This is a genomic window from Tropicimonas sp. IMCC6043, assembly GCF_004146235.1.
GTDB lineage: Bacteria > Pseudomonadota > Alphaproteobacteria > Rhodobacterales > Rhodobacteraceae > Tropicimonas.
Genome location: NZ_SELO01000005.1, coordinates 15,029 through 38,267, shown reverse-complemented (window position 1 = coordinate 38,267; position 23,239 = coordinate 15,029). Strand labels below are relative to the sequence as shown.

Here is a 23,239-nt window from a genome sequence, read left to right as displayed (position 1 = left end):
CCGCTCACGCGGCGAGACTGTCAAGCGCGCGCCGGAAGACCGCCGGATCGACATTGCCACCCGACGCGGTGCAGACCACGGCTCCGTCCTCAAGCGCCTCGCCGTGGAACAGGGCTGCGGCCAGTGCCGCCGCGCCTCCCGGTTCGATCACGACCTTCAGCCGCAGGAAGGCCAGCGCCATCGCTTTCAGGCAGTCCTCGTCGCTCACCACGAGGCCCGGGCCACAGAGCCTCTTCAGGATCGGGAAGGTGAGCTTTCCGGCCGAGGGCGTGACGATCGCGTCGCAGATCGACCGGCTCTGCACCGCGTTGCGCAGGATCTCGCCGGCTTCCAGCGAGCGGCGCACGTCGTCGGAATCCTCCGGCTCGACCGGGCGGACCCGGAGCCCGGGCGCCCGCGCCTCGAGTGCCAGTGCGATCCCGGAGGTCAGCCCGCCACCGCCGCAGCATGTCAGTACGGTGCCGTCCGTGACGCCGAGTTCGGCCGCCTGTTTGGCGATCTCCAGCCCGCAGGTGCCTTGCCCCGCGATGACATTGGCGTCGTCGAAGGGCCGGATCAGCGCTAGCCCGCGTTCCGCGGCGAGCCGTTCGCCGATGGCGTCGCGATCCTCTGTCGCGCGGTCGTAGAGAATGACTTCCGCGCCGTAGGCGGCGGTATTGGCACGCTTGAGCGCCGGCGCATCGGTCGGCATGACGATGACGGCGGGCAGGCCCCGCTGCCGCGCGGCCAGCGCGACGCCCTGGGCGTGATTGCCGGAAGAAAAAGCGATGACGCCCTTTGTGTCGTCAGGAAGCGCCGAGACCGCCGACCAACCGCCGCGGTACTTGAAGGAGCCGGTATGCTGGAGGCATTCCGCCTTCACCAGAACCCGCCGGCCGGCGATCTCGTCGAGAAAGGGTGAGCTTAGCATCGGTGTGCGCCGGGCGCGGCCGCTCAGGCGCCCGGCGGCGGCTTCGATGGCGTCGATATTCATGCGACCTCGTCCAGATATTTTTCGATGATGCCGAGCGCCGCTGGCTCATCGAGAAAGGGGACATGGCCGCGATCGGCCACTTCGCCAAAGAGGATGCCAGGGTGGCGGCGGCACATCTCCGCGGCGGTATCGGCCGAGAGGATGTTGGAATTCGCGCCCCGGATCAGCCCGACCGGAAGGGGCGCGAGCGCCTCGAAGAGCGGCCAGATCTCGGGAAGGGTGCCGTCGGCGGCGGCTTCGAGGATCGAGCGGCGCAGCGCCGGGTCGTAGCGGATGTCGAGCCCCTCGGGCGTCTCGATCCAGAGCGCCTCGGCATGGGCGCGCCAGGTCTCCCGCGGAACGCCTTGAAAACGCGGTGCCATTGCCGCCGGCAGCCGCTCCGTAGCGTCGTCATAGCTCGCGTAGCCGGGCCGCATGCCGATATAGCTCGCGATGTCGGCGAGGCCCTCGGGCTCGACCACCGGGCCGATATCGTTGAGGATCACGCCCGCAAGCCGGTCCGGACAGCTCGCGGCGAGGCCCATCGCGATCAGCCCGCCACGCGAGGTACCCAGGATCGAGACCTTTTCGAGGCCCAGGTGATCGAGCAGAGCCAGTGCGTCCATACCTTCACGCAGGACGTTGTAGTTCCTGTAGTCCGGGTCCCGGTCCGACTGGCCGCGGCCGCGGTTGTCGAGCCGGAGGATGCGGGCGCGGTCGGCGAAGCTGGCGACGACGGGCAGGAAATCGGCCATGTTGCGCGAGAGACCTGGCAGGCAGAGAAGGGGGTGGCCGCTGCCCTGATCGTCATAGGCCAGGCGCAGGCCGTCGTCGGTGGTGAAGAACTGTGTCATGGGGTTGTGGCGAGCTCCGGGATCTGGGTGAGATCGGTGAGGACATGGGCGGGCGCGGCGGGCAGCCGGTCGCGCGGCAGGCCGGCGCGGTTGACCCAGACGGTGGTAAAGCCGAATCCTGCGGCGCCGGCGGCGTCCCAACCGTTCGACGATGCAAAGAGCACCTCGCCGGGCGCGCAGCCGAAGCGGTCCGGGACCAGTTGGTAGACCTTGGCGCTGGGCTTGAAAATGCCGACCTCCTCCACCGAGATCACCGCGTCGAGCAGCGGGCCGATGCCGGCGGAGGTGACGGCGTCCATCAGCATATCGGGCGACCCGTTGGAGAGAATCGCCGTGGGCAGGCCGGCTGCCTTCAGCCGCTCCAGCATCGGCGGCACCTCCGGATAGGCATCGAGTTCGCGATAGAGCGCCAGGAGGCGGTCGCGCAGCGTAGGCCGGCCGGAAAGCCCGTGGGCGTCGAGCGCATAATCCAGAGCTTCGGTCGTGACCTGCCAGAACGGCGCGTGGTCGCCGGTGATCGCCCGGAGCCAGCTATATTGCAGTTGCTTGTCGCGCCAGGTGGCGGCGAGTGCCTGCCAATGGCGGGCGAGCTTCTCGCCGCCGGGCTCGGCGGCGGCGCGGCGGGCGGCGGCGGCAATGTCGAATAACGTGCCATAGGCATCGAAGACTGCGATCCTGATCGTCATCGGCTCCTCCCTCGGGGCGGAGACTGGCACAGCGGCACGGCGATGGGAACGGCGGAGTGGCCAGGTCGCGGCGGCTGCGATAGAGTGTCGTTGCGCGACGGGATGAAACACAGGGCAAGCGGGAGGCTGGCATGAGTTTCAATCACGGATCGGTCTGGTGGAGCGAGCTGATGACTCGCGACGTGGCGTCGGCCGTGGCCTGGTATCGCGACATCTGCGGATGGACGTTTGAGGCGACGGAGATGGAGGCCGGCACCTACCAGGTTGCGATGGCGCATGGCGAGCCGGTGGCCGGAATCATGGACATGTCGGGCATGCCGCATCTCGACGGGGTGCCGCCGCACTGGTTCACCTATTTCGCTGTCGATGACGTCGACGCGGCGCTGACACAGGTCAAGGCCTTAGGCGGCGCTTTGATCCGGCCGCCCTTCGACGTCCCAGGCATCGGGCGGATCGCCCTCGTGCAGGACTCGACGGGTGCTGCGCTTGGGCTGATTACGCCGCATTTCGCCACCGACGACCTGGTCGAGGCAGACAGGGAAGACGAGGAGGCGGACCCGGAGGAGAACTTCCCGGTGTGATACGAACTCCGGCTGATCGGTTCGGGCTATAGTTGCGAATGACTTCAAGCCGACCTCGACCGGGGCCGGTGGCAGAGCACCGCTGACAACGGGCCGTGGGGGCGGCCCGGCGATGGCGCGGCGGCCTTCGGCCGCTGCTCCGCGCCATAGTGCCGAGTTGGAGCGTCGGCTCGAGCACAATGACCGGCCGATGGCGGAACGGATCAAATGCAGTCCACTCGATTTCCGCAGCTCTGTCCCCTGCCGAGGCCGCATGCGCCTTTCAGAGATTGTCCGGCTGCGGCATGCCGAGCACGTGGTAGCCGCCATCGACATGGATGATCTCGCCGCTCGTGCAGGCGCCTGCCCCCGAGGCGAGATAGACCGCCGTTCCACCCACCGCGTCCAGCGTCGCGTTCGAGCGTAGCGGTGCGTTGGTGTCGGTGTGGCGGAAGGTGGCCCGCGCGCCCGAGATTGCAGCGCCCGCGAGCGTCTTCATCGGGCCAGGCGAGATCGCGTTGACGCGGATGCCGTCGGGGCCGAGATCGTTGGCGAGGTAGCGTACCGCCGATTCCAGCGCCGCCTTGGCCACGCCCATCACGTTGTAATAGGGCGTGACCCGGTTCGAGCCCTGGTAGGTCAGGGTCAGGATCGTGCCGCCCTCGGTCATCAGCGGCGCCGCCCGGCGGGCCACGTCGATCAGCGAATAGCAGGAGATGGTCAGCGACGTCTGGAAATTCGCCCGCGTCGTGTTGATGAACCGGCCGGCGAGTTCTGACTTGTCGGAATAGGCAATGGCGTGGACGAGGAAATCGAGACGTCCCCAACTGTCCTTCAGCTCCGCGAAAGCCGCATCGAGCGAGGCGTCGTTCATCACGTCCGCATCGATGAGGATCTCCGAGCCGAGCGATTCCGCAAGCGGCGCGACCCGCTTGCCGAAGGCCTCGCCCTGGTAGGTGAAGGCGAGTTCTGCGCCCTCCGCGGCCATTGCCTTGGCAATTCCCCAGGCGATGGAGCGGTCATTCGCGACGCCCATGATCAGGCCGCGCTTGCCCTGCATCAGTTCAGCCATCGCACCCTACCCGTCGAGTTTCGAAAGCAGCATGGACCCGTTCGTCCCGCCGAAGCCAAAGGAATTGGTCATCACCGTGTCGAGGCCGGCATTCTCCACCAGCGCCGTCGCGATCTCTGCCGGCTTCAGCGCCGGATCGAGCTCGGTGATGTTGATCGACGGGGCGATGAAGTCGTCATCCAGCATCAGCAGACAGAACACCGCCTCCATCGCGCCGGCCGCGCCCTGCGCATGGCCGGTCATCGACTTGGTTGAGGAGACCGGCGGCGTGGCGCCGTCGCCAAAGACGCGGCGAACCGCTTCGATCTCGCCGACATCGCCGACCGGCGTCGAGGTGCCATGCGCGTTGATGTAGCTGACCTTGCGGCCCTCGGGCAGCGTGTCGAGCGCCAGCCGCATCGCCCGTTCGCCGCCCTCGCCGGAGGGCGCGACCATGTCGTGGCCATCCGATGTCGCGGCGAAGCCTGTCACCTCGGCATAGATCTTCGCGCCGCGCGCCCGCGCGCGCTCAAGCTCCTCGAGCACGACGATGCCGCCGCCGCCGCCGATGACGAAGCCGTCCCGGGTGGCGTCGAAGGCGCGCGATGCGGTGGCCGGTGTGTCATTATACTTGGAAGACATCGCGCCCATGGCGTCGAACAGGCAGGAAAGCGTCCAGTCGAGTTCCTCGGCGCCGCCAGCGAACATCATGTCCTGCTTGCCCATGATGATCTGTTCCGCGGCACTGCCGATGCAATGCAGCGAGGTCGAGCAGGCGGAGGTGATCGAATAGTTGATCCCCTTGATCCGATAGGCGGTCGCGAGATTGGCCGAGATCGTCGAGGACATGCATTTCGGCACCGCGAAGGGGCCGATCCGCTTGGTCGCGCCGCTTTTCAGCACCGTCTGATGCGCGGCGAGCATCGCCGAGGTCGAGGGCCCGCCGGATCCCGCGATGAGCCCGGTGCGCGGGTTAACCACGTCTTCCTCGCCGAGCCCGGCATCGGCGATCGCCTGGCCCATGGCGATATAGGCATAGGCCGCACCCGGCCCCATGAACCGCAGCGTGCGCTTGTCGATATGCGCGGCCGGGTCGATGTTCAGCTGTCCGGAGACCTGGCTGCGGAAACCGTGCTCGGCCATCGTCTCGTCGAAGGCGATGCCGGAGGTCCCGGCCTTCAGGTTGGCGGTGACTTCCTCGGCGGAATTTCCGATCGGGGACACGATGCCCAGACCGGTGACGACGACGCGACGCATGGTGGATCTCCCCGAGATCGATTGCGGATCAGGATTCGGCTTCGGCCAGACCGACCTTCAGCCCGGTCACAGTGTAGATCTCCTCGTCATCGGCGAACACCTTGCCATTGGCCACACCCAGCTTGAGCTTGCGGTCGATGATACGGGTATAATCGATCCTGTAGGTGATCTTCTTCGTGTCCGGGCGCACCATGCCGGCGAACTTCACCTCGCCGGCACCGAGCGCGAAGCCCTGGCCCTTGAGCCCGCGCCATCCCAGCCCGAAGCCGGTGAGCTGCCAAAGACCGTCGAGCCCGAGGCATCCCGGCATCACCGGGTTGCCGGGGAAATGGCATTCGAAGAACCACAGGTCCGGCGTGATGTCGTATTCGGCGACGATATGGCCCTTGCCATGCTCGCCGCCATCTTCGGAGATCTCGATGATCCGGTCGGCCATCAGCATCGGCGGCAACGGCAGCTGCGCGTTGCCAGGGCCGAACATCTCGCCGCGGGCACAGGCCAGCAGGTCCTCTTTGTCGAAATAGGTTTGCCTCTCGGACATGCGCCTGCCTCCCATCCGCCGCATCGCGTGTTTCGCGCTCACTATCACCCTGCGCGCGCGCGGCGCAAGGGGGCCGCGGCAGGCCACCGATAGCAGTTGAGATCTGTTTTCAATTGAAATCCCGCGTGAAACCGGCATATTCGGAAGACCATGAAGAGGGAGCGTCTGGACAGCATGGGGACTGGGGAAGTGAAGCGCGGATCGGAGTGGTTGGCCGGAGGCGGGCTGCGCCCGACGCGGCAGCGTCTCGCGCTGGCGGAGCTCCTGGTGGGCGACGGCAAGAACCGGCACGTAACCGCGGAGAGCCTTTTCGAGGCTTGTCGGGACGCTGGCGAACGGGTCTCGCTGGCGACGGTTTACAACACGCTCAAGGCGTTCTGTGATGCCGGCCTGATGCGCGAGATCGTGGTTGACGGCTCCAGGAGCTATTTCGACACCTATACAGCCGATCACCCGCATTTCTTCTGGGAAGACACCCATCAGCTCACGGACGCGCCGGCCACGGACCTCGAGATCTCTAAATTGCCGCAGGCGCCCGATGGGGCGGAAATCGCCAGCGTCGACGTGGTGATCCGGCTTCGGCGGACCTGACGCAGACCCCGCGCAACCAGTCCTCCTCACATCCCACAGAAACCGCCCGGCTGCCGCTCCCGTTCACCTGCGGCGCTTGTTGCGTCGTCGATCCGCGTGATAGATCTTGCGCGCTGCCGCCTCCGGTCTTCAACCCGGCAGGGCGTCCGCGTGACGGGAGGAGGGACACCGGATGAAGCGCCCAATCGTGATCTCTGCGATCGTGCTGGCCCTGTTTCTGGGATGGTATCTGGCCGCGGACCGGTTGACGCCCTTCACCGGGAACGCCCGGGTCAAGACCATTGCGACCGAGATCGTGCCGCAGGTCTCGGGCGTCGTGACCGAGGTTCTTGTTGCCAACGGTCAGCTCGTCGCGGCTGGAGAGCCGCTGATCCGGATAGATCGCAGGCGCTACGAGATCGACCGCGCCGCCGCGCGGGCCGATCTGGAGGCGGCGACACAGGAGGTCGGCGCCTCTTCGGCCGATGTCAGCGCCGCGCAGGCAAGGCTGGCGCGCGCCGGTGCCGATCTCGACACGATCCGGCTCCAGGCCGAGCGGGTCTTTGCCCTCGAAGCGAAGGGGCTGATCGCGGTCGCCAAGGCGGATGACGCGCGCGGCCGGGTGGCCGAAGCCGAGGCGGGGGTGGAGAATGCCGAGGCCGAGCTCGAGAAGGCCAAGCAGCGCCTCGGCTCGGAGGGGCGGGACAACCCGAAGATCCAGCGCGCTCTGGCCGCGCTTGCCGCAGCGGAGCTGAACCTCGAATGGACCGAGATCCGGGCGCCGGCGGAGGGCATCGTTTCCAATCTGCTGATCGCGCCGGGAAGCTATGCCCGCGCTGGCAGTGACCTTCTGGTCTTCATCGATATCCGCGATGTCTGGGTGGAGGCCTACCTGACCGAGAACAATCTCGGCCGCGCCGAACTCGGCGCGCCTGCCGACGTTGTGCTCGACATGCATCCCGGCCGGGTGATCCCGGGCAAGGTCGAAAGCTTCACCCCGGGTGCCGCGCTCTCCGGGGCCGACAGGCCGGGACGGCTCGCCAGTGCGCCGAGCACAAAGGGATTCCTCCGCGAGCCCGAGCGTTTCGCGGTGCGGATCGTCCTGCCGGGCTACGAGGCCGGAGACCCGGAAGACGACCTTCGGATCCTGCTAAACGGCCAGGCCGACGTCATGCTCTACCTGAGCGACAATTCATTCCTTAACACTCTCGGCAGGGCCTATATGCGCCTCGTGGCCTTCCTGTCCTATGCCTACTGATATCCGGCGGGCGTTCGGCATCACCGCGGTGTTTGCCGCGGGGTTGTTTCTCGGCTGGCCGATGGCGGTGGTCGGCGCGGTACTGACGGCCCTGCTCCTGCGCGCGCCCGCGGCGCTTTCCCTGTCGGCGATCCTGCGGCTCGTTCTTGTTACTGCGGGGATGTCGTTGTTGTCCTGGCTCCTGTTCTCGGCGCTTCTGCCCTATCCGGCAGTCTATCTCGGCGCGATGTCGGTCGGGGTCGTCCTCTCCTTCGCCTGGGTGGTCTCCGGCGCCGGAACGGTGGCGGGCGTGCTCGCGCTGTTGGCCACGATGCTCCTGCCGAACGTCATCCTCATGTCGCGTGACCTGGGGCTCACCCTCGCAGTCTGGATTCCGCTTAACCTGCTCATTGCAGGCATCGTGAGCGGGCTGGCGTTCAGCCTTTTCCCGACCTCGCCGAGTGACGCCCCGGCGCGGCAGGCACAGGAGCAGGCGGATTTCCGTCCGGCGCGGCGGATCACGCGGATGTCCCTCGTGACGCTGCCCTTCGCGCTGGTCTTCTTCCTCTCGGGATCGTCGGCGGTTCTGGTGCTTTTCTTTGTCGCCTTGCTGAGCCTGCAACTTGCCGCAACGCCAGACGCCGGACCGGCTGTCGCGCGCGCCATGTTGCGCTCGAATGCCCTCGGAGCGGCGGTCGCGGTCCTCTGTTACGAACTGACAGTGGTTGCGCCCTCCGAGGTGACGCCGGTGCTGCTCTGCCTGCTGACCTGCCTGTCGCTGGACGCTCTGGCGCGGTCGGAACATCCGTTCGCGCCCTATGCCGGCTCGGCCATCACAACGGCGCTGATCGTCTATGGGGGCTCCATCGGACCCTTTGCTGACGAAGCGGACGTCAAGGGGATCACCCGGGTCCTCCAGATCGCCGGCGCGGCACTCTACGTGAACCTCGCCTATATCGTCGTCGACGCGTTCTGGCCGGAGGAGCCGTCGGGAGAGGCCCTGCGACGCAGCCTGCGCGAGGCCATATACGCCGGGCGCCGACACCGGAGCGGTGCGTCCGGAACGGCACCGAAGGAGATACCATGATCGACGCCGACGTGACCGACCTCTTCACCTGCGCCGACGGAAGCTACCGCTTCGCCCGCTGGTCGCGACCCATCGTGCCGGTGGTCTTCGGCGTCGAGGACCAGACGCTCGCCGTGGTCAAGGGCGCTTGCGAGGCCATGGTCGCGCTTGCCGGTCACCATATGGCCGAAACCGACCCCGAGATGGGTGCCAACCTGATGGTGTTCTTCTTTCGCGACTGGGAGGAGTTGCTCGAGGTTCCCGATCTCGACCGTCTGGTGACCGGGCTGGACGATCTGGTTGCGCAGCTGGTCGCCGCCGGAGCGAACCAGTATCGGGTCTTCCGCTTCGAGGAGGGCGGTGCCATCCGTGCCTGTTTCGTCTTTCTCCGGATGGATGCTGCGCTCTCGGAGGTGCCGGCAGAGGATCTCGCCCTTGGCCAGATGGCGCAGACGATCCTGCTCTGGTCCGACCGCGCCTTCGCCAAGCGCTCACCGCTGGCCACGCTGCCGTCCGGGCAGGTCGTGCTGCGGCCGGAGATCGGCGCGGTGATCCGCGCGGCCTATGATCCCCTGATGCCGGAGGCGGCACAGGACGCGAGCCATGCGCTGCGGCTTTCGGCGCGTCTCGCCGCCGCCGGCAGGGCGACGGAGTGAACGACGGACCGCGCGCAGGGAACGCCTCCTGCGGGACTGCACCGGTGAGATTGCCGCGTCTCCGAGGCCGGTTGCAACACGTGCGAAGCGGACACCGCGGCCCGCCTTGTGCCGCTGCCGCGAAGGGTCTATTCGTCCGATGAAAACACTCGGGAAATTGCCATGCCGCATCTGCTCGATATCAGGGTCTATTACGAAGACACCGACATGGCCGGGATCGTCTATTACGCCAACTACCTGAAATTCATCGAGCGCGGGCGGTCGGACTGGGTGCGCGAAGTCGGAATCGACCAGGCAGCGCTCAGGGACAAGGAGGGGATCGTCTTCGCGGTCCGCCGGGTAGAGGCCGATTTCCTTTCCCCGGCCCGGTTTGACGATGTCCTGACGGTGGAGACCGAGCTTGCGGAAATCGGCGGCGCGCGGTTCGTGGTGTCCCAGCGGGTGCTGAGGGGCACCGCGGTGCTATTTTCGGCGCGGGTGACGGTCGTCACCATGTCGCTCTCCGGCCGGCCGCAGCGGCTTCCGGCAGATCTCCGCGCAAAGATCGGCGGTTGACGCGCGGCTTCTGTTGTTCGGCGGCAACGGCCCGGTGCGGTCAGCGCGATGCAGGCTTCCGGATGCCACGCGTCGGCGTATGACAGGAACATGCCTGTCCCAATGGCTGGGTGGAGCATCCCCCTCCACCGGACGCGCCCCGTGCTCTGCTGCACGGGGCGTTGTCTTACCGGACTGTTGCAAGATGCATCAGACCGGCCGCGGGTTTGGCAGCGAACCTCGAGCCAAAAGGCTGGTCACCTGTTTGATCCGGCCGCCTGATCGGGCGCAGATACCTCATGCACAACAACGTCGATCGGAATGATCTCCAGCCGCAGAGAGACCTCCTCGCCCAGTTGCTTGGCGAGAAGGCTTCGAAAGGTCTCTGCCGCGGTGTCTACTCGGTCGAGATTGTCGCGTAGACCGAGCAGGACGACGGAGACCGCCAGCCGGCCATCGACGCGCTCCCCGCGTACCTGCCAGATGTAGCTGTCCTCGCTCACGATTTCCGTGTTTTGGTTGACCGCCTCGACGTACAGCCGTTTGACAAGATCCTCGACGAAGATGATCTCCAGGCGCCGATCGAGCCGATCCACCACGAAGAACGACGCAAGTGTCAGGACGGTGGCAACAGCGAAAGGCTTCCGCCAATGTCCATAGCCCTGAAGCCCAAAAACCAGCATTGCTGCCGCGACGATCCCGAGGAAATTCGTGACGAAGAGCAGGAATGCGCCTCCTGCCATGGAGGTACCGTTGCCCTGGTGGTGGAAATCCGACATGGCGATCGCCTGGGCGGATACGGCGCTGTCGCCGAGAGCCAGGCCGATTCCGACCACGGAAAGCGGTGGGACCAGCGCTACGGCGATTGCCACACCCGCGATCGAATTGGCAATGCCGATCCGCGAATGCGCGAATGCGGCCACGGCTCCCGAGCAGAGGGCGACCAGAAGGTCGAGGGTCGAGGGCGCCGTTCGCGCCATGATCTCGGACCCGACCACGCGCAGGCCGATCGCGATGGTGCAGGCGAAAGCTATTCCGATCACAAGAGCGATGCCAGTGAGGATGGACACGAGCGAACGCAACGCCAGTCCGTTCGCTCCCATGATCGCCGCGAAGGAGAAACCGACGATCGGCGACATCAGGGGCGCGACGATCATCGCTCCGATGATAGCCGGCGCGCTGTTGCTGAGCAGGCCGAACGATGCGATCGCTGTCGCCATGCCGAGCATAAAGTAGAAATTGAGGCTTGGGACCGAGGCTTGTTCGATCTGATCGAAAAGGAGGTCGCTGTCCTTGGCCACCTTGCTGGAGGCGCCGCCGCGCGGGCCATTGAAGAGTGGTTGATCCGACTTCGTCTCTTGGTGGTTCTGCACCGGGAAGATCTCCGACGCCGTCCCGTGCTGACGGCCAGCGCGGTTCTTCGCCGTCCATCACATAATAGTAAGGGAAACACAGACGCAATTGCGATCTGCGGCGCTTCGATCCCGGAGAACCGTGGCTGTCCCGGGTCGGTGCGGCGAAGACGTCGACAGCGGTCCGATCGCCACCAGTACTGTCTCGCCGGCGCGCCTCGGCCGGCCATCGTCAAACGCGCCCGCAGAGGTCCGCGAGCGCTTGATCCCTTCCTGATCGGGTGTCTGTCTTCGCCTTCAGCCGAGTGCGGCGACCCCCGGCAGTTCCTTGCCTTCCATCCATTCGAGGAAGGCGCCGCCGGCGGTGGAGATATAGGTGAAATCCTCCGCTGCGCCGGACTTGTTCAGCGCCGAGACCGTGTCGCCGCCGCCGGCGACCGTTTTCAACTTGCCGGCCTTGGTGAGCGCTGCCGCGGCGAGCGCCGCATCGAAGGTACCCTTGTTGAAGGGCTCGATCTCGAAGGCGCCGAGCGGGCCGTTCCAGATCAGCGTCTTGCTCTGGGCGAAGACGCCCTTCAGCGCTTCGACCGTGGCCGGGCCGGCGTCGAGGATCATCTTGTCGGCGGGGCACGCGTCGACGGGCAGCACCTCGTTGGCGGCGCCGGCGGCGAATTCGGAGGCCACGACGATGTCGACCGGAAGGTGGATCGTGCAGCCGGTGGTCTCGGCCTTGGCGAGGATCTCGCGGGCGGTGTCGGCCATGTCGCGCTCGGCGAGCGAGGTACCAATCTCAACGCCTTTCGCCACCAGGAAGGTGTTGGCCATGCCGCCGCCGATGACCAGGTGGTCGACCTTCTCGATGAGGTTGCCCAGCAGGTCGAGCTTGGTGGAGACCTTCGCGCCGCCCACGACGGCGACCACCGGACGCTCGGGATTGCCGAGCGCGCTTTCGAGCGCGCCGAGTTCCTGCGCCATCAGCCGGCCTGCGCAATTCGGCAGGAGCTTGGCCACGCCCTCGGTGGAGGCGTGCGCGCGGTGCGCGGCGGAGAATGCGTCGTTGCAATAGACATCGCCGAGAGAGGCGAGGAACTTCGCCATCTCGGGGTCGTTGTCGGTCTCCATCTTGGTGAAGCGGGTGTTCTCGACCAGCACCACCGCGTCGGCAGGGAGCGCGTCGAGCGCCTCGCGCGACGGTATCTCCATGAAGGTAACCGGCTGGCCGAGCTTTTCCTCCAGCGTCGGAACGGTGATGCGGAGGCTCATCTCCGGGACGACCTGGCCCTTGGGGCGGCCGAAATGGGCAAGCATCACCGGCTTGCCGCCCTTGGCGAGGATGTCCTTGATCGTCGGCACGATGCGTTCGATGCGGGTGGCGTCGGTCACCGCGCCATCCTTGACGGGCACGTTGATGTCGACGCGGACCAGCACGATCTTGTCGGCGAGATCCATGTCATCGAGTGTCTTCCAGGTCATGCGATGCTCCTTCATGAGAGTCGCGCCACGCATACCCCATGCTCGGGGACGCAGCTATGGGCTTCCGGTTTCCGCTAACGCGGTTTAGGGTCGCGCCAAATTCGCGGGAGGATACCCGCAAAGGACAAGGAAGGAGATGCCCATGGCCGAGATCAAGGATCCGGAGAACACCGTCATCATCGAGCTTGAGGACGGCAACGTCGTCATCGAGCTCCTGCCTGACGTGGCACCCGCGCATTGCGAGCGGATGAAGGAGCTCGCCCGCGCCGGTGCCTATGACAATGTGGTGTTCCACCGCGTCATCGACGGCTTCATGGCCCAGACCGGCGACGTGCAGTTCGGCAAGGCCGACGCCGATGTGCGCATGGCCGGTCGCGGCGGCTCGGACCTGCCGGATCTGCCGGCGGAGTTCTCCAAGCTGCCGCATGGCCGCGGCACGATCGGCGCCGCCCGGTCGCAGAACCCGAACTCGGCCAACAGCCAGTTCTTCATCAACTTCACTGACAATGACTTCCTCACCGGCCAGTACACGGTTTACGGCCGGGTGATCGACGGCATGGAGCATGTCGATGCGATCACCCGCGGCGAGCCGCCCGCGAGCCCCGACAGGATGATTTCCGTAAAGGTGGCCGTCGATGTTGCGTGACCGTCTGATCGCCGGCGGGATCTTTGCCGCCGGGCTCGCCGTGCTCGCGATCTTCGCGCTGGTCCAGAGCGGGGCGCTGTCGCCCGCGACGGCGGCCGAGGACGGCCCCGGCCCCAACCTCGTGCTCACAGTGGTGGGCGGCGTGCAGGGCCGGATCGTGATCGACCTGCTGCCCGAACTCGCGCCCAAACATGTCGACCGTCTCGTGACCCTGGCCGAGGAGGGCGCCTATAACGGCGTCGTCTTTCACCGGGTGATCGACGGGTTCATGGCCCAGACCGGTGACGTGCAATTCGGCCGCGCCGGCGGCGACACCTCGCGGGCCGGCATGGGTGGTTCGGATTTGCCGGACCTGCCGGCGGAATTCTCAAACGAGCCGTTCGAGCGCGGCACGGTCGGCATGGCGCGGTCGCAGAATCCGGACTCGGCGAACAGCCAGTTCTTCATCATGTTCGCGCCGGCCCCGCACCTCAACGGACAATATACCGTTGTCGGCCGGGTGGTTGACGGAATGGACGTGGTGGACGCGATCAAGAAGGGGAAGGCGGCCGCCAATGGGGCTGTCGACGCCCCCGACAGGATCGGGACAGCGACCGTTCAGCCCTGACTCGAACGCTTTATCTCAACGCGCGCCGCTGCATGGCGGCGGCGCTGCCACCGACCGTTCGAGCCGGACCCCCGACGCGAACTCAGCTTCCCGGAGGCGTCCTGCGCAGTATCGCGCGCATCGCGTCGGGCCGATACGTTCCATATCCGATGCTACGCTTGTCGCGACAGATCCGCTCGCCGATCGCGGCGGCCTGCGGGTATGTGGAGCCGAGTTCGACGAGGTCCTTGATGAAGATCGGGGTGGGACGGTCCCGGGCATCGACATTTCGCAGCGCGCCACGGCAATCAATCCTGTCGTCAAATCCTTGTCCTTCCGGTCCGGCGGGCGCCGGTGCCCGGGCCTCGACCCAAGCTGTTGGAACGGGCGCGGGATCGGATCCTGTTCGCCGCGAACCAAAGGCTGCCGCCCGCAAAACGGGAAGGATCGAGGCAGGAACGGGTGCATTTGCGGCCGTATTTTCAGACCATGTGGCAGGCGCAGCCGAACCGGGGAAGAGACGCGCCGCCCCGAGCAAGCCCGCTTGGCCGCGCTGGTCCACAACATATCCGGCAAATTGTCGCCTTTGGGGGCGTATTTTGTGTCACTCGCGTGAAATTTCGTATCCGGTGCTTGCCCGAATCCGAAAGCCCGGTCAGCATGGGGGCGAGACAACCCGAGCAGTGGAGCGTCATTTTTGGGAATCAGCGCCCTGACCGACCCGACCAGAGCCGAAGAGATCATCGAGACGCCTCTGGAATTTCCTGACAATCGTCTTCTTGTCGAACTCTGCGGCGAATTCGACCGTAACCTTTCCCAGATCGAGCATCAGCTCGGACTTCAGATCATCCGCCGGGGCAATCAGCTGGCGCTGATCGGCGACAGCGAGGCGCGGGCGAAGGGCTCGGTGATCCTGCAGGAACTCTATGTGCGGCTCGAGGCGGGGCGGTCGCTGGAACCCGGCGATATAGACGGCGCGATCCGGCTCGGCACGCTCGAGGATCTGGCGGCGCCGCGGCCGGCGGACCAGCTCGAGATGTTCCAGGGCGGACAGGTCGAGATCAAGACCCGCAAGAAGATCGTCGAACCGCGCACGGCGGCGCAGAAGGCCTATGTTCGCAGCCTGATGAGCCACGAGCTCTGTTTCGGCATCGGCCCGGCGGGTACCGGCAAAACCTATCTCGCGGTGGCGGTGGCGGTGAACCTTTTCATCGGCGGCCATGTCGACCGGATCATCCTCTGCCGGCCGGCGGTGGAGGCGGGCGAGCGGCTGGGTTTCCTGCCGGGCACGCAGGAGGAGAAAGTCGATCCCTACATGCAGCCGCTCTACGACGCGCTGAACGATTTCCTGCCCTCTCGGCAAGTGGCCAAGCTGAAGGAGGAGAAGAAGATCGAGGTCGCGCCGCTGGCCTTTATGCGGGGCCGGACGCTGGCCAACGCCGCGGTTGTGCTTGACGAGGCGCAGAACGCGACGACGATGCAGATGAAGATGTTCCTGACGCGGCTCGGCGAGGGGAGCCGGATGGTCGTCACTGGCGACCGTACGCAGGTCGACCTGCCGCGGGGCGTGACCAGCGGGCTTGCCGAGGCGGAGAAACTGCTGAGCTCGATCGAGGGCATCGCCTTCAACTATTTCACCTCCAAGGACGTGGTCCGGCATCCGCTGGTGGCCAAGATCATCGAGGCCTATGACGCGGATTATGCGCAGGGCTGAGAGGGGTGGGGGGCGCTGCCCCGCGCGCTCTTGCGAGCGCTCCCCCCGGGAAATTTCCAAGCAGAAGAAACGACAGGGAAGCTCCCGCCCGGTCGGGGAGGCGAGATGGTCGCGACCGTCGATATCGTGATCGAGGCGGAGGCATGGGAGGCGCTCGGCCTGGAAGTGCTTGCCAACCAGGCGGCGGAGGCCACACTGCGCCATCTTGCTCTGACCGAGGCGGCTGAGCTGTCGCTGCTGGCCACGGATGACGCCCGGATCGCCCGGCTCAACGCCGATTTTCGCGATCGGGACGCCCCGACCAACGTGCTCTCCTGGCCGGCCGAAGACCTCTCGCCGGAGACTCCCGGCGGCCAGCCGGCGCGACCTGAGGCGGGTTTTCCCGGCGAGCCGGCCTTTCTCGGCGATATTGCGCTTGCCTGGGAGACCTGCGTGCGTGAGGCCGAAGCGGCAGGAAAACCACTCCGGGATCATGTCACGCATCTGATTGTTCATGGTCTGTTGCATTTGTTGGGGTATGACCACATCTGCGATGAAGATGCCCTCTTGATGGAGGGCCTCGAGGTTGCGATACTTCGCGAACTCGGTCTGCCGGACCCGTATTGAGGGGTGCCGCTCGGGCCGGCGCTTGTTGGAAAGGTAAGATGGGCGACACAGACGACGGGTCTCCTGGAGCAGCGCGCGGCGCGCAGGACCCCCAGATAGCCCCGAGACAGGGCTTGCTCCGCCGGGTGGCGGGGTTTCTTGGCGGCTACGACGCTGCCCAATCAGATCACTTCGATGAACCGACCACGGGACCTGCGCAGGCTGCCACCGACGGTTTTCGGCGCGGGATGGCGAACCTGCGCCGCATGCGGGTCGAGGACGTGGCCATTCCACGGGTCGAGATCGTCTCGGTTCCGGTCGATATCGCGCTCGACGATCTCGTCAGCGTGTTTCGCGAAAGCGGCAATACGCGGCTTCCGGTTTATGACGGCACGATCGACAATCCGCTGGGCCTCGTGCACCTCAAGGACGTGGCGCTCAGCCACGGCTTCAACGGTCATGACGCCGACAGCTTCCACCTCGCCGGTATGCTTCGCCCGCTGATCTTCGCGCCGCCCTCGATGCCGATCGGGGTGCTGCTGCAGAAGATGCAGGCGGACCGGCAGCACATGGCGCTGGTGATCGACGAATATGGCGGTGTCGACGGTCTCGTGACGATCGAAGACCTTATCGAACAGGTGATCGGCGAAATCGCGGACGAGCACGATATCGACGAGGAGGCCTTCTGGACGCAGGAACGTCCGGGCTCCTATCTCGCGCTGGCCCGCGCGCCGCTCGAGGAGTTCGAATCCGAGATCGGCATGAAGCTCGCCGAGGAGGGCGACGAGGAGGAGATCGATACGCTGGGCGGGCTGGTCTTCATGGAGATCGGCCGGGTGCCGGCGCGTGGTGAGGTGATCCCGCATCCCTCCGGCGCGCAGTTCGAGGTGGTCGATGCCGACCCGAGGCGGATCAAGCGGCTGCGCGTGCGGCTGCCCGGGTCGGCCCCGGCGCCGGGACCGGGCCAGATCTCTCCGCATCTGCGTCCTGCTGCCGAATAACCCGTGAGCACGGCATGAGCGGCCTTCTGCCGAGGACGGCCGCGGCCGTGCGAACGCCCGTTACGCTGTGTTTCGCGCTCGGCCTTGTCGCCGCCACCGGGCAGGCGCCGCTCGGCTGGGCCTGGGGCGCGCTCGCGGCCTATGCCGGCGCGATCGCCCTGATCTCCCGTCCTGACAGCTGGCGACGCGCCGCGCGCCGTGGCTGGGCCTTTGGCACGGGCCATTTCGCGGGCGCCCTGTTCTGGATCGTCGAACCCTTTCTCGTGGATATTGCCCGCGACGGCTGGATGGCGCCGTTCGCGCTGGCCCTGCTGTCTGGTGGGCTGGCTCTGTTCTGGGCAGCCGCCGGGGGGATCGCGGCGCGGATCGGGCCATCGCCGCGTCTGCGCGCGGGCTGGCTCGTCCTGACGCTGACCAGTGCCGAGATTCTACGCTCGGTCATCTTCACCGGTTTTCCATGGGCGCTGATCGGTCATATCTGGATCGGCGCGCCGCAGATGCAGGCCGCTGCTCTGGTCGGTGCCCATGGCCTGACTCTCCTGACGCTGACCGCCGCCGCTCTGCCGAGCCTCGTAGGCGCGCGCCACGCCGCGATCGGCACGCTTGCAGGCATCGCGCTTGTGGCACTTCCAGGCGGCTGGGGCATGCTGCGCCTGCCCGCCGGTGCCGCGGTGCCTGCCGATCCGGCCGTCACGGTTCGCCTGATCCAGCCCAACGCGCCGCAGCACCTGAAATGGGCGCCCGAGATGATCCCGGTCTTTTACGAACGCCAACTCGCGCTTACCGCCGCACCGCCGGAGCCCGATGTGCCGCGCCCCGATGTGGTGATCTGGCCCGAGACCTCCGTCCCCTGGATACTGGAGGCCGCCGCCCCGGCCTTCGTGCAGATGTCGGACGCCGGGCAGGGGGCGCTGGTCCTCGCGGGGCTACAACACCGGACCGCCGACGCGGAGTGGTTCAACAGTCTCGCCGTGGTCGCGCCCGACAGCCATCTGATGGACCGCTACGACAAGCATCACCTCGTTCCGTTCGGCGAATACATGCCCTTCCTGTCGGTCTTCGCGCAGTTCGGGATTTTCGGCCTCGCTGCGAACGAGACGGGGGGCTACACAGCGGGGCCGGGGCCGCGGCTGCTCGACCTCGAGGCGGCGGGGCAGGTGCTGCCGCTGATTTGTTACGAAGTGATCTTTCCCGATGAGATCGCCCGCGCGCCGGGGCGTGCCGACTGGATCGTCCAGATCACAAATGACGCCTGGTTCGGCCGCGCTGCGGGCCCCTGGCAACATCTCGCGCTTGCCCGGCTCAGGGCGGTCGAGCAGGGCCTGCCGCTGATGCGCGCGGCCAATACCGGGATCTCCGCCGCGATCGACCCCTATGGCCGGGTGACCGGAGCGTTGCCGCTCGGCGAGGCGGGCAAGCTCGATGCCCGGCTCCCGGCGGCGCTTGCCGCCACGCCCTATGTTCGTTTCGGCGACGTGCCGGTTCTTGCGCTCCTTGCCGCTGCGGCTGCGGCCCTTGCCATTTGGTCGCGCCGTCGGCTTTCTGTTGACCGGCCGGGCGGAGGCGCATAGTCACATCCGGACAAACGCCACAACGGCTTCCTGACGTGGCGCCATTTCTGGACCAATGGAGCACTCATGTCCCGCGCGAACTACACATTTACCTCCGAATCCGTTTCGGAGGGGCATCCCGACAAGGTCTGTGACCGGATCTCCGATGCCGTCCTCGACGCGTTCCTTGCCGAGGAATCTCAGGCGCGTGTCGCCTGCGAAACCTTCGCGACCTCGGGCATGGTGGTCATCGGCGGCGAAGTCGGGCTTAGCGACGAAGGGCGGATGAAGACCTTCATGGGCAGCATCGGCCAGATCGCCCGCGATTGTATCCGGGACATCGGCTACGAGCAGGACCAGTTTCACTGGAACACCTGCCGGGTGTTGAATTTCCTCCACGAGCAGTCAGCGCATATCGCGCAGGGCGTCGACCGCGAGGGCGCGGGCGACCAGGGGATCATGTTCGGCTATGCCGTCGACGAGACGCCGGAGCTGATGCCGGCGCCGATCCAGTATGCCCACGCCATCCTCCGGCGACTGGCGGAGGTGCGCAAGTCCGGCGCGGAACCGAGCCTCAGGCCAGACGCGAAGTCGCAGCTCTCGATCCGCTACGAGGGGGGCGAACCGGTTGAGGTGACGTCGATCGTGCTCTCGACCCAGCATTCGGACGAAAGCCAGACCTCGGACGACATCCGCGCCATCGTGGAGCCCTATATCCGCGAAGTGCTTCCCAGGGACTGGATCACCGCGAAGACCGAATGGTGGGTCAACCCGACCGGCACCTTCGTGATCGGAGGGCCGGACGGCGATGCGGGCCTCACGGGGCGCAAGATCATCGTCGATACCTATGGGGGCGCTGCCCCGCATGGTGGTGGTGCCTTCTCGGGCAAGGACCCGACCAAGGTCGACCGCTCGGCGGCCTATGCCGCGCGCTATCTGGCCAAAAACATCGTCGCCGCCGGCATGGCCAAGCGGTGCGCCCTGCAGCTGAGCTATGCGATCGGCGTTGCCAAGCCACTGTCGATCTATGTCGACACTTACGGCACCGGCACGGTGGACGAGGCGGCGATCGAGGCCGCCGTGAGCAAGGTGATGGACCTGACGCCGCTCGGCATCCGCACCCATCTCGACCTGAACAAGCCGATTTACGAGCGCACGGCGGCCTATGGCCATTTCGGCCGCGCACCGGAGGCGGACGGTGGTTTCAGCTGGGAAAAAACCGACCTCGTCGACGCGCTGAAGAAGGCCGTGGTCTGAACCCGGAACTTCGTCCCGGCTCATGTCGCCCGCCTCCGTCGCGAGGCGGGCGTTTTCGTGATATGTGTGCGGCACGTTTACCGGCCAGCCAGACGTGGTCCGGCGCGGTCGATCAGACCTCTTGACCCACGCCGCCCCGCAGGGCGGCGTCGACCTGCGGGGCGGCGGTACACCACTCCTCCTCGCGCGCAAGCCAGACCGCGTCGCGGAGCTCGGCATGGACGACGATCCGGTCCGGGCCGGTCTCGACGATGTGCTGCGGCAGCAGGGAGAGAAAGAGCATCAGGGCTTCGGGGGAGAGACACATGGCGGGTCCTTCCTGTTTTCAGGACATCCTCCCTCCCGCAAGCCTGTGACTGTTCTGTGATGCGGGGCAACCGAGGCGGGCGCTCGCGAGGGCCGTCTCCCGCGATGGCAAGTGATCTGCTGAGAATTTAGGCGAACTGAGCGAAATACTGGCTGGATGACGTTAGGTCACCCTGATCAACCGTCCAGCGAGGCCAATCGGCTCGTGAGGAAGCGCCGAGCCCGGCGTTCGGCGAGGCGAACGCGGAGCGACGTGCGATAGTTCTCTTCCATGGTCTGGGACGTCGCACCGAGCTGCTTGGCGACCTCCTCGAGGATGTCGTCGTTGCCAAGTGTCTCGGCGGCTTCGATGGCGTCGGCAGCGAGGCTGTCGGCGAGATCCTCCAGAACGCCCATCTCTTCCTCAGCGCGTGTTTTCGGTCAGCCGGCGGCGCACGTAGCTGTCGACATGGTCCAGCATTGGCTGCATGTAAGGATCTTCGAAGAAATGCCCTGCGCCCTCCATCTCCTCATGGGTGATGGTGATGCCCTTCTGCTCGTGCAGCTTCGCCACCAGCGCCTGCGTGTCGCGCGGCGGCGCCACGCGATCGGCGCTGCCGTTGATGATGAGTCCCGAGGAGGGGCAGGGGGCGAGGAAGGAGAAATCATACATGTTGGCCGGCGGGCTGACCGAGATGAATCCGGTGATCTCGGGCCGCCGCATCAAGAGCTGCATGCCGATCCAGGCGCCGAAGGAGAAACCCGCGACCCAGCAATGCTTGGCATTCTGGTTCATCGACTGCAGGTAGTCGAGCGCCGATGCGGCGTCCGAAAGCTCGCCGATCCCCTGATCGTATTCGCCCTGACTCCGGCCGACGCCGCGGAAATTGAACCGCAGCACGGTGAAGCCCATCCGGTGGAAGGTGTAATGAAGGTTGTAGACGACCTTGTTGTTCATCGTGCCGCCGAACTGGGGATGCGGGTGCAGGATGATCGCGATAGGGGCGTCCTTTTCCTTCTGCGGGTGGTAGCGGCCCTCGAGCCGCCCTTCGGGGCCGGGAAAGATCACCTCGGGCATGTGCGCCTTTTTCCTTGTCGCATGCCTGCGCCGTCGGTTGACCCTTTCGGTCAGGCAAACTAGATCGATTGCATTGCCGCCGCGGGAAAACTGCGCAGCGAGACGCAGTTAAGCTCACATGCCGGTGGCGTCAACCTTTGCGGGAGAGCGGGGCATGAAACTCAGCACCAAGGGACGCTACGCGATGGTGGCGCTGACGGATCTGGCGCTGGCGCCGGGGGACAGTCTGGTGACGCTTTCGGAGATCTCCGATCGGCAGGACATTTCGCTTCCCTATCTCGAGCAGCTCTTCGTCAAGCTGCGCCGGGCCGGGCTCGTGGAATCGGTGCGCGGCCCCGGCGGCGGCTACCGGCTCGGGCGGCCTGCGGAGCGGATCCGGGTGTCGGAGGTGCTGGCGGCCGTCGACGAGACGGTGAGCGCGCTGCACACCGGTGCGGGCGCCAAGGGCGGTGTCAGCGGCAGCCGGGCGCAGTCTCTCAACAACCGGCTGTGGGAGGGGTTTTCGGCGCATGTCTATGTCTTCCTGCATCAGGCGCGGCTTTCGGATGTCGTCGGCAACTCGCTCGCACCCTGTCCCGCCGTGCCCTCGCTGTTTCAGCTCGAGGATGAAGAAATCGAGGACGCCTGAGGCAGTGCGTCCACCGAGCGCGGTCCTGCCGACGCACGTCATGCAGCCGTAAGGAAAGGTCGGGTTCGGCGATGAAAAGATGCTATCTCGACTGGAACGCCACGGCGCCGCTTCGCCCGGAGGCGAAGGAAGCGATGATCGCGGCCATGGACCTGGTGGGCAACCCGTCGTCGGTCCATGCCGAGGGCCGGGCGGCGAAGGGGCTCGTCGAGCGGGCGCGGCGGCAGGTGGCCGAGGCGCTTGGCGCGCAGGCCGCCGATATCGTCTTCACCTCCGGGGCGACCGAGGCGGCAGCTCTGGCGCTGGAGGGTCGTGGTCTTCTGGGAAGTGGTATCGAGCATGATGCAGTGGGCGCCTGGATCGATCCGTCGTTGCCGGCCGATGGCAACGGGCGGGTGGAGGTCCGGGACCCGGCACGGTCCGTGCTCCAGCTGGCGAACTCCGAAACCGGCGTGATCCAGGACCTGCCCGAGGGGCTGGCGCTCAGCGACATGACCCAGGGATTCGGAAAGATCCCGCTGGCCTTCGACTGGTCAGGTGTCGAGATGGCGCTTGTCTCGGCCCACAAGCTCGGCGGGCCGAAGGGCGTGGGGGCGCTGGTCCTGAAGCGCGGGCTGGAGATCGCGGCACGCCTGCGCGGTGGTGGACAGGAGATGGGGCGGCGCGCAGGCACGGAGAACGTCATCGGCATCGCCGGGTTCGGCGCCGCTGCGGAGGCAGCGCAGCGCGATCTGGAGGCCGGCGTCTGGGAGCGGGTCGAAAAACTTAGAAGGATTCTAGAAAAAGCGCTGGAAACTTCCGCCGAAGATAGTATTTTTGTCGGGAAATCGGCGCGGCGACTCCCCAACACGACCTGCCTGGTGGTGTCGGGGTGGCGCGGCGAGACCCAGGTGATGCAGATGGACCTTGCGGGCTTCGCCATTTCGGCGGGTTCGGCGTGTTCGTCGGGCAAGGTCAGGGCGAGCCGGGTGCTGCGCGCGATGGGGTTTGACGAGGGCGAGGCGAGTTGCGCGATCCGGGTATCGCTCGGCCCGCTGACGACAGAAGAAGACGTGCTGCGCTTCGCGGATGCCTGGGGCGCGCAGTATCGCAAGATGAAGGCCAGGGCGCGCTGAGCGCC

The 23,239-nt window shown here is 66.4% G+C and carries 26 protein-coding genes and 1 riboswitch; of the genes, 15 read left to right on the top strand and 11 right to left on the bottom strand.

Going from position 1 to position 23,239, the window contains the following annotated elements; genetic code table 11:
• Positions 1-4 precede the first annotated feature (4 nt).
• From EU800_RS07310 to EU800_RS07300, 3 genes are read right to left on the bottom strand one after another with little or no spacing between them, the layout of a single operon-like run.
• Positions 5-973 (bottom strand): threonine/serine dehydratase, encoded by a 969-nt coding sequence (locus EU800_RS07310; RefSeq protein WP_129630120.1) that lies wholly within the window; start codon positions 971-973, stop codon positions 5-7.
• A complete protein-coding gene (locus EU800_RS07305; protein ID WP_129630118.1) occupies positions 970-1,806 on the bottom strand; it encodes an alpha/beta fold hydrolase in 837 nt (278 codons plus the stop codon). The genes EU800_RS07310 and EU800_RS07305 overlap by 4 nt, the downstream gene beginning before the upstream one ends.
• Positions 1,803-2,492, bottom strand: a complete 690-nt coding sequence (locus EU800_RS07300) for a haloacid dehalogenase type II (RefSeq protein WP_129630116.1) — start codon at positions 2,490-2,492, stop codon at positions 1,803-1,805. Before EU800_RS07300 ends, EU800_RS07305 begins: the two co-directional genes overlap by 4 nt.
• A 131-nt stretch (positions 2,493-2,623) precedes the next feature.
• Between EU800_RS07300 and EU800_RS07295 the strand changes: the two genes are divergently transcribed.
• Positions 2,624-3,073: a VOC family protein gene (locus tag EU800_RS07295; RefSeq protein WP_129630114.1), complete on the top strand. Its 450-nt coding sequence runs from the start codon at positions 2,624-2,626 to the stop codon at positions 3,071-3,073.
• Between the two features lie 262 nt (positions 3,074-3,335).
• On the opposite strand, the gene EU800_RS07290 is transcribed toward EU800_RS07295, so the two are convergent.
• Genes EU800_RS07290 through fabA form a run of 3 tightly spaced genes read right to left on the bottom strand, consistent with a single transcriptional unit; the run spans position 3,336 to position 5,901 of the window.
• The gene (locus EU800_RS07290) at positions 3,336-4,124 is read right to left on the bottom strand and encodes an enoyl-ACP reductase (protein ID WP_129630112.1); all 789 of its coding nucleotides are present in this window, start codon (positions 4,122-4,124) and stop codon (positions 3,336-3,338) included.
• Positions 4,125-4,130: 6 nt separating this feature from the next.
• Positions 4,131-5,360 carry a beta-ketoacyl synthase N-terminal-like domain-containing protein gene (locus EU800_RS07285; RefSeq protein WP_129630110.1) on the bottom strand — a complete coding sequence of 410 codons (1,230 nt, stop codon included), beginning with the start codon at positions 5,358-5,360 and terminating at the stop codon, positions 4,131-4,133.
• Between the two features lie 28 nt (positions 5,361-5,388).
• Positions 5,389-5,901, bottom strand: a complete 513-nt coding sequence (gene fabA / locus EU800_RS07280; protein ID WP_129630108.1) for a bifunctional 3-hydroxydecanoyl-ACP dehydratase/trans-2-decenoyl-ACP isomerase — start codon at positions 5,899-5,901, stop codon at positions 5,389-5,391.
• A 174-nt stretch (positions 5,902-6,075) separates the two neighbouring features.
• Here fabA and irrA point away from each other — a divergent pair, with 174 nt between their 5' ends.
• The 5 genes from irrA (at position 6,076) to ybgC (ending at position 9,985) form a co-directional block, all read left to right on the top strand.
• Complete coding sequence (gene irrA, locus EU800_RS07275) at positions 6,076-6,492, top strand: iron response transcriptional regulator IrrA (RefSeq protein WP_129630106.1); 417 nt, start codon at positions 6,076-6,078, stop codon at positions 6,490-6,492.
• Positions 6,493-6,664: 172 nt separating this feature from the next.
• Entirely contained in the window at positions 6,665-7,729 is a 1,065-nt protein-coding gene (locus EU800_RS07270; RefSeq protein ID WP_129630104.1) for an HlyD family secretion protein, read from the top strand.
• Complete coding sequence (locus EU800_RS07265; RefSeq protein ID WP_129630102.1) at positions 7,719-8,795, top strand: DUF2955 domain-containing protein; 1,077 nt, start codon at positions 7,719-7,721, stop codon at positions 8,793-8,795. Before EU800_RS07270 ends, EU800_RS07265 begins: the two co-directional genes overlap by 11 nt.
• Positions 8,792-9,430: a hypothetical protein gene (locus EU800_RS07260; RefSeq protein ID WP_129630100.1), complete on the top strand. Its 639-nt coding sequence runs from the start codon at positions 8,792-8,794 to the stop codon at positions 9,428-9,430. The genes EU800_RS07265 and EU800_RS07260 overlap by 4 nt, the downstream gene beginning before the upstream one ends.
• A 162-nt stretch (positions 9,431-9,592) precedes the next feature.
• Complete coding sequence (ybgC, locus tag EU800_RS07255; RefSeq protein WP_129630098.1) at positions 9,593-9,985, top strand: tol-pal system-associated acyl-CoA thioesterase; 393 nt, start codon at positions 9,593-9,595, stop codon at positions 9,983-9,985.
• 236 nt (positions 9,986-10,221) lie between these two features.
• On the opposite strand, the gene EU800_RS07250 is transcribed toward ybgC, so the two are convergent.
• Together EU800_RS07250 and pgk are read right to left on the bottom strand one after the other, a co-directional pair.
• Positions 10,222-11,337, bottom strand: coding sequence for a DUF389 domain-containing protein (locus EU800_RS07250; protein ID WP_129630096.1), 1,116 nt, complete (start codon positions 11,335-11,337; stop codon positions 10,222-10,224).
• A 276-nt stretch (positions 11,338-11,613) separates the two neighbouring features.
• Complete coding sequence (gene pgk / locus EU800_RS07245) at positions 11,614-12,789, bottom strand: phosphoglycerate kinase (RefSeq protein WP_129630094.1); 1,176 nt, start codon at positions 12,787-12,789, stop codon at positions 11,614-11,616.
• 142 nt (positions 12,790-12,931) lie between these two features.
• On the opposite strand from pgk, the gene EU800_RS07240 reads away from it, so the two are divergent.
• The 7 genes from EU800_RS07240 (at position 12,932) to metK (ending at position 20,128) form a co-directional block, all read left to right on the top strand.
• Positions 12,932-13,435 carry a peptidylprolyl isomerase gene (locus EU800_RS07240; protein WP_129630092.1) on the top strand — a complete coding sequence of 168 codons (504 nt, stop codon included), beginning with the start codon at positions 12,932-12,934 and terminating at the stop codon, positions 13,433-13,435.
• Entirely contained in the window at positions 13,425-14,042 is a 618-nt protein-coding gene (locus EU800_RS07235; protein ID WP_129630090.1) for a peptidylprolyl isomerase, read from the top strand. The genes EU800_RS07240 and EU800_RS07235 overlap by 11 nt, the downstream gene beginning before the upstream one ends.
• Positions 14,043-14,718: 676 nt before the next feature.
• Complete coding sequence (locus EU800_RS07230) at positions 14,719-15,735, top strand: PhoH family protein (RefSeq protein WP_129630088.1); 1,017 nt, start codon at positions 14,719-14,721, stop codon at positions 15,733-15,735.
• 105 nt (positions 15,736-15,840) lie between these two features.
• Positions 15,841-16,341 carry an rRNA maturation RNase YbeY gene (gene ybeY, locus EU800_RS07225; RefSeq protein WP_129630086.1) on the top strand — a complete coding sequence of 167 codons (501 nt, stop codon included), beginning with the start codon at positions 15,841-15,843 and terminating at the stop codon, positions 16,339-16,341.
• 38 nt (positions 16,342-16,379) lie between these two features.
• On the top strand, positions 16,380-17,321 hold the full coding sequence (locus EU800_RS07220) for a hemolysin family protein (RefSeq protein WP_129630084.1): 942 nt from the start codon (positions 16,380-16,382) through the stop codon (positions 17,319-17,321).
• Positions 17,322-17,335: 14 nt separating this feature from the next.
• Complete coding sequence (gene lnt, locus EU800_RS07215; protein ID WP_129630081.1) at positions 17,336-18,892, top strand: apolipoprotein N-acyltransferase; 1,557 nt, start codon at positions 17,336-17,338, stop codon at positions 18,890-18,892.
• Between the two features lie 11 nt (positions 18,893-18,903).
• A riboswitch (SAM-SAH riboswitch) is annotated at positions 18,904-18,955 on the top strand.
• Between the two features lie 3 nt (positions 18,956-18,958).
• Complete coding sequence (gene metK / locus EU800_RS07210) at positions 18,959-20,128, top strand: methionine adenosyltransferase (protein ID WP_129630080.1); 1,170 nt, start codon at positions 18,959-18,961, stop codon at positions 20,126-20,128.
• A 112-nt stretch (positions 20,129-20,240) separates the two neighbouring features.
• Here the strand turns inward: metK and EU800_RS07205 are convergent, their stop codons facing one another.
• The 3 genes from EU800_RS07205 to EU800_RS07195 all read right to left on the bottom strand — a co-directional run bounded on the left by EU800_RS07205 (position 20,241) and on the right by EU800_RS07195 (position 21,491).
• Complete coding sequence (locus EU800_RS07205) at positions 20,241-20,435, bottom strand: hypothetical protein (protein WP_129630078.1); 195 nt, start codon at positions 20,433-20,435, stop codon at positions 20,241-20,243.
• Between the two features lie 176 nt (positions 20,436-20,611).
• A complete protein-coding gene (locus EU800_RS07200) occupies positions 20,612-20,830 on the bottom strand; it encodes a hypothetical protein (protein ID WP_129630076.1) in 219 nt (72 codons plus the stop codon).
• A gap of 7 nt (positions 20,831-20,837) precedes the next feature.
• Positions 20,838-21,491, bottom strand: coding sequence for an alpha/beta hydrolase (locus EU800_RS07195; RefSeq protein WP_129630074.1), 654 nt, complete (start codon positions 21,489-21,491; stop codon positions 20,838-20,840).
• A 154-nt stretch (positions 21,492-21,645) separates the two neighbouring features.
• On the opposite strand from EU800_RS07195, the gene EU800_RS07190 reads away from it, so the two are divergent.
• A complete protein-coding gene (locus EU800_RS07190) occupies positions 21,646-22,119 on the top strand; it encodes an Rrf2 family transcriptional regulator (protein ID WP_129630072.1) in 474 nt (157 codons plus the stop codon).
• 71 nt (positions 22,120-22,190) lie between these two features.
• Positions 22,191-23,234: a cysteine desulfurase family protein gene (locus EU800_RS07185; protein ID WP_129630070.1), complete on the top strand. Its 1,044-nt coding sequence runs from the start codon at positions 22,191-22,193 to the stop codon at positions 23,232-23,234.
• The last annotated feature ends 5 nt before the right edge of the window (positions 23,235-23,239 follow it).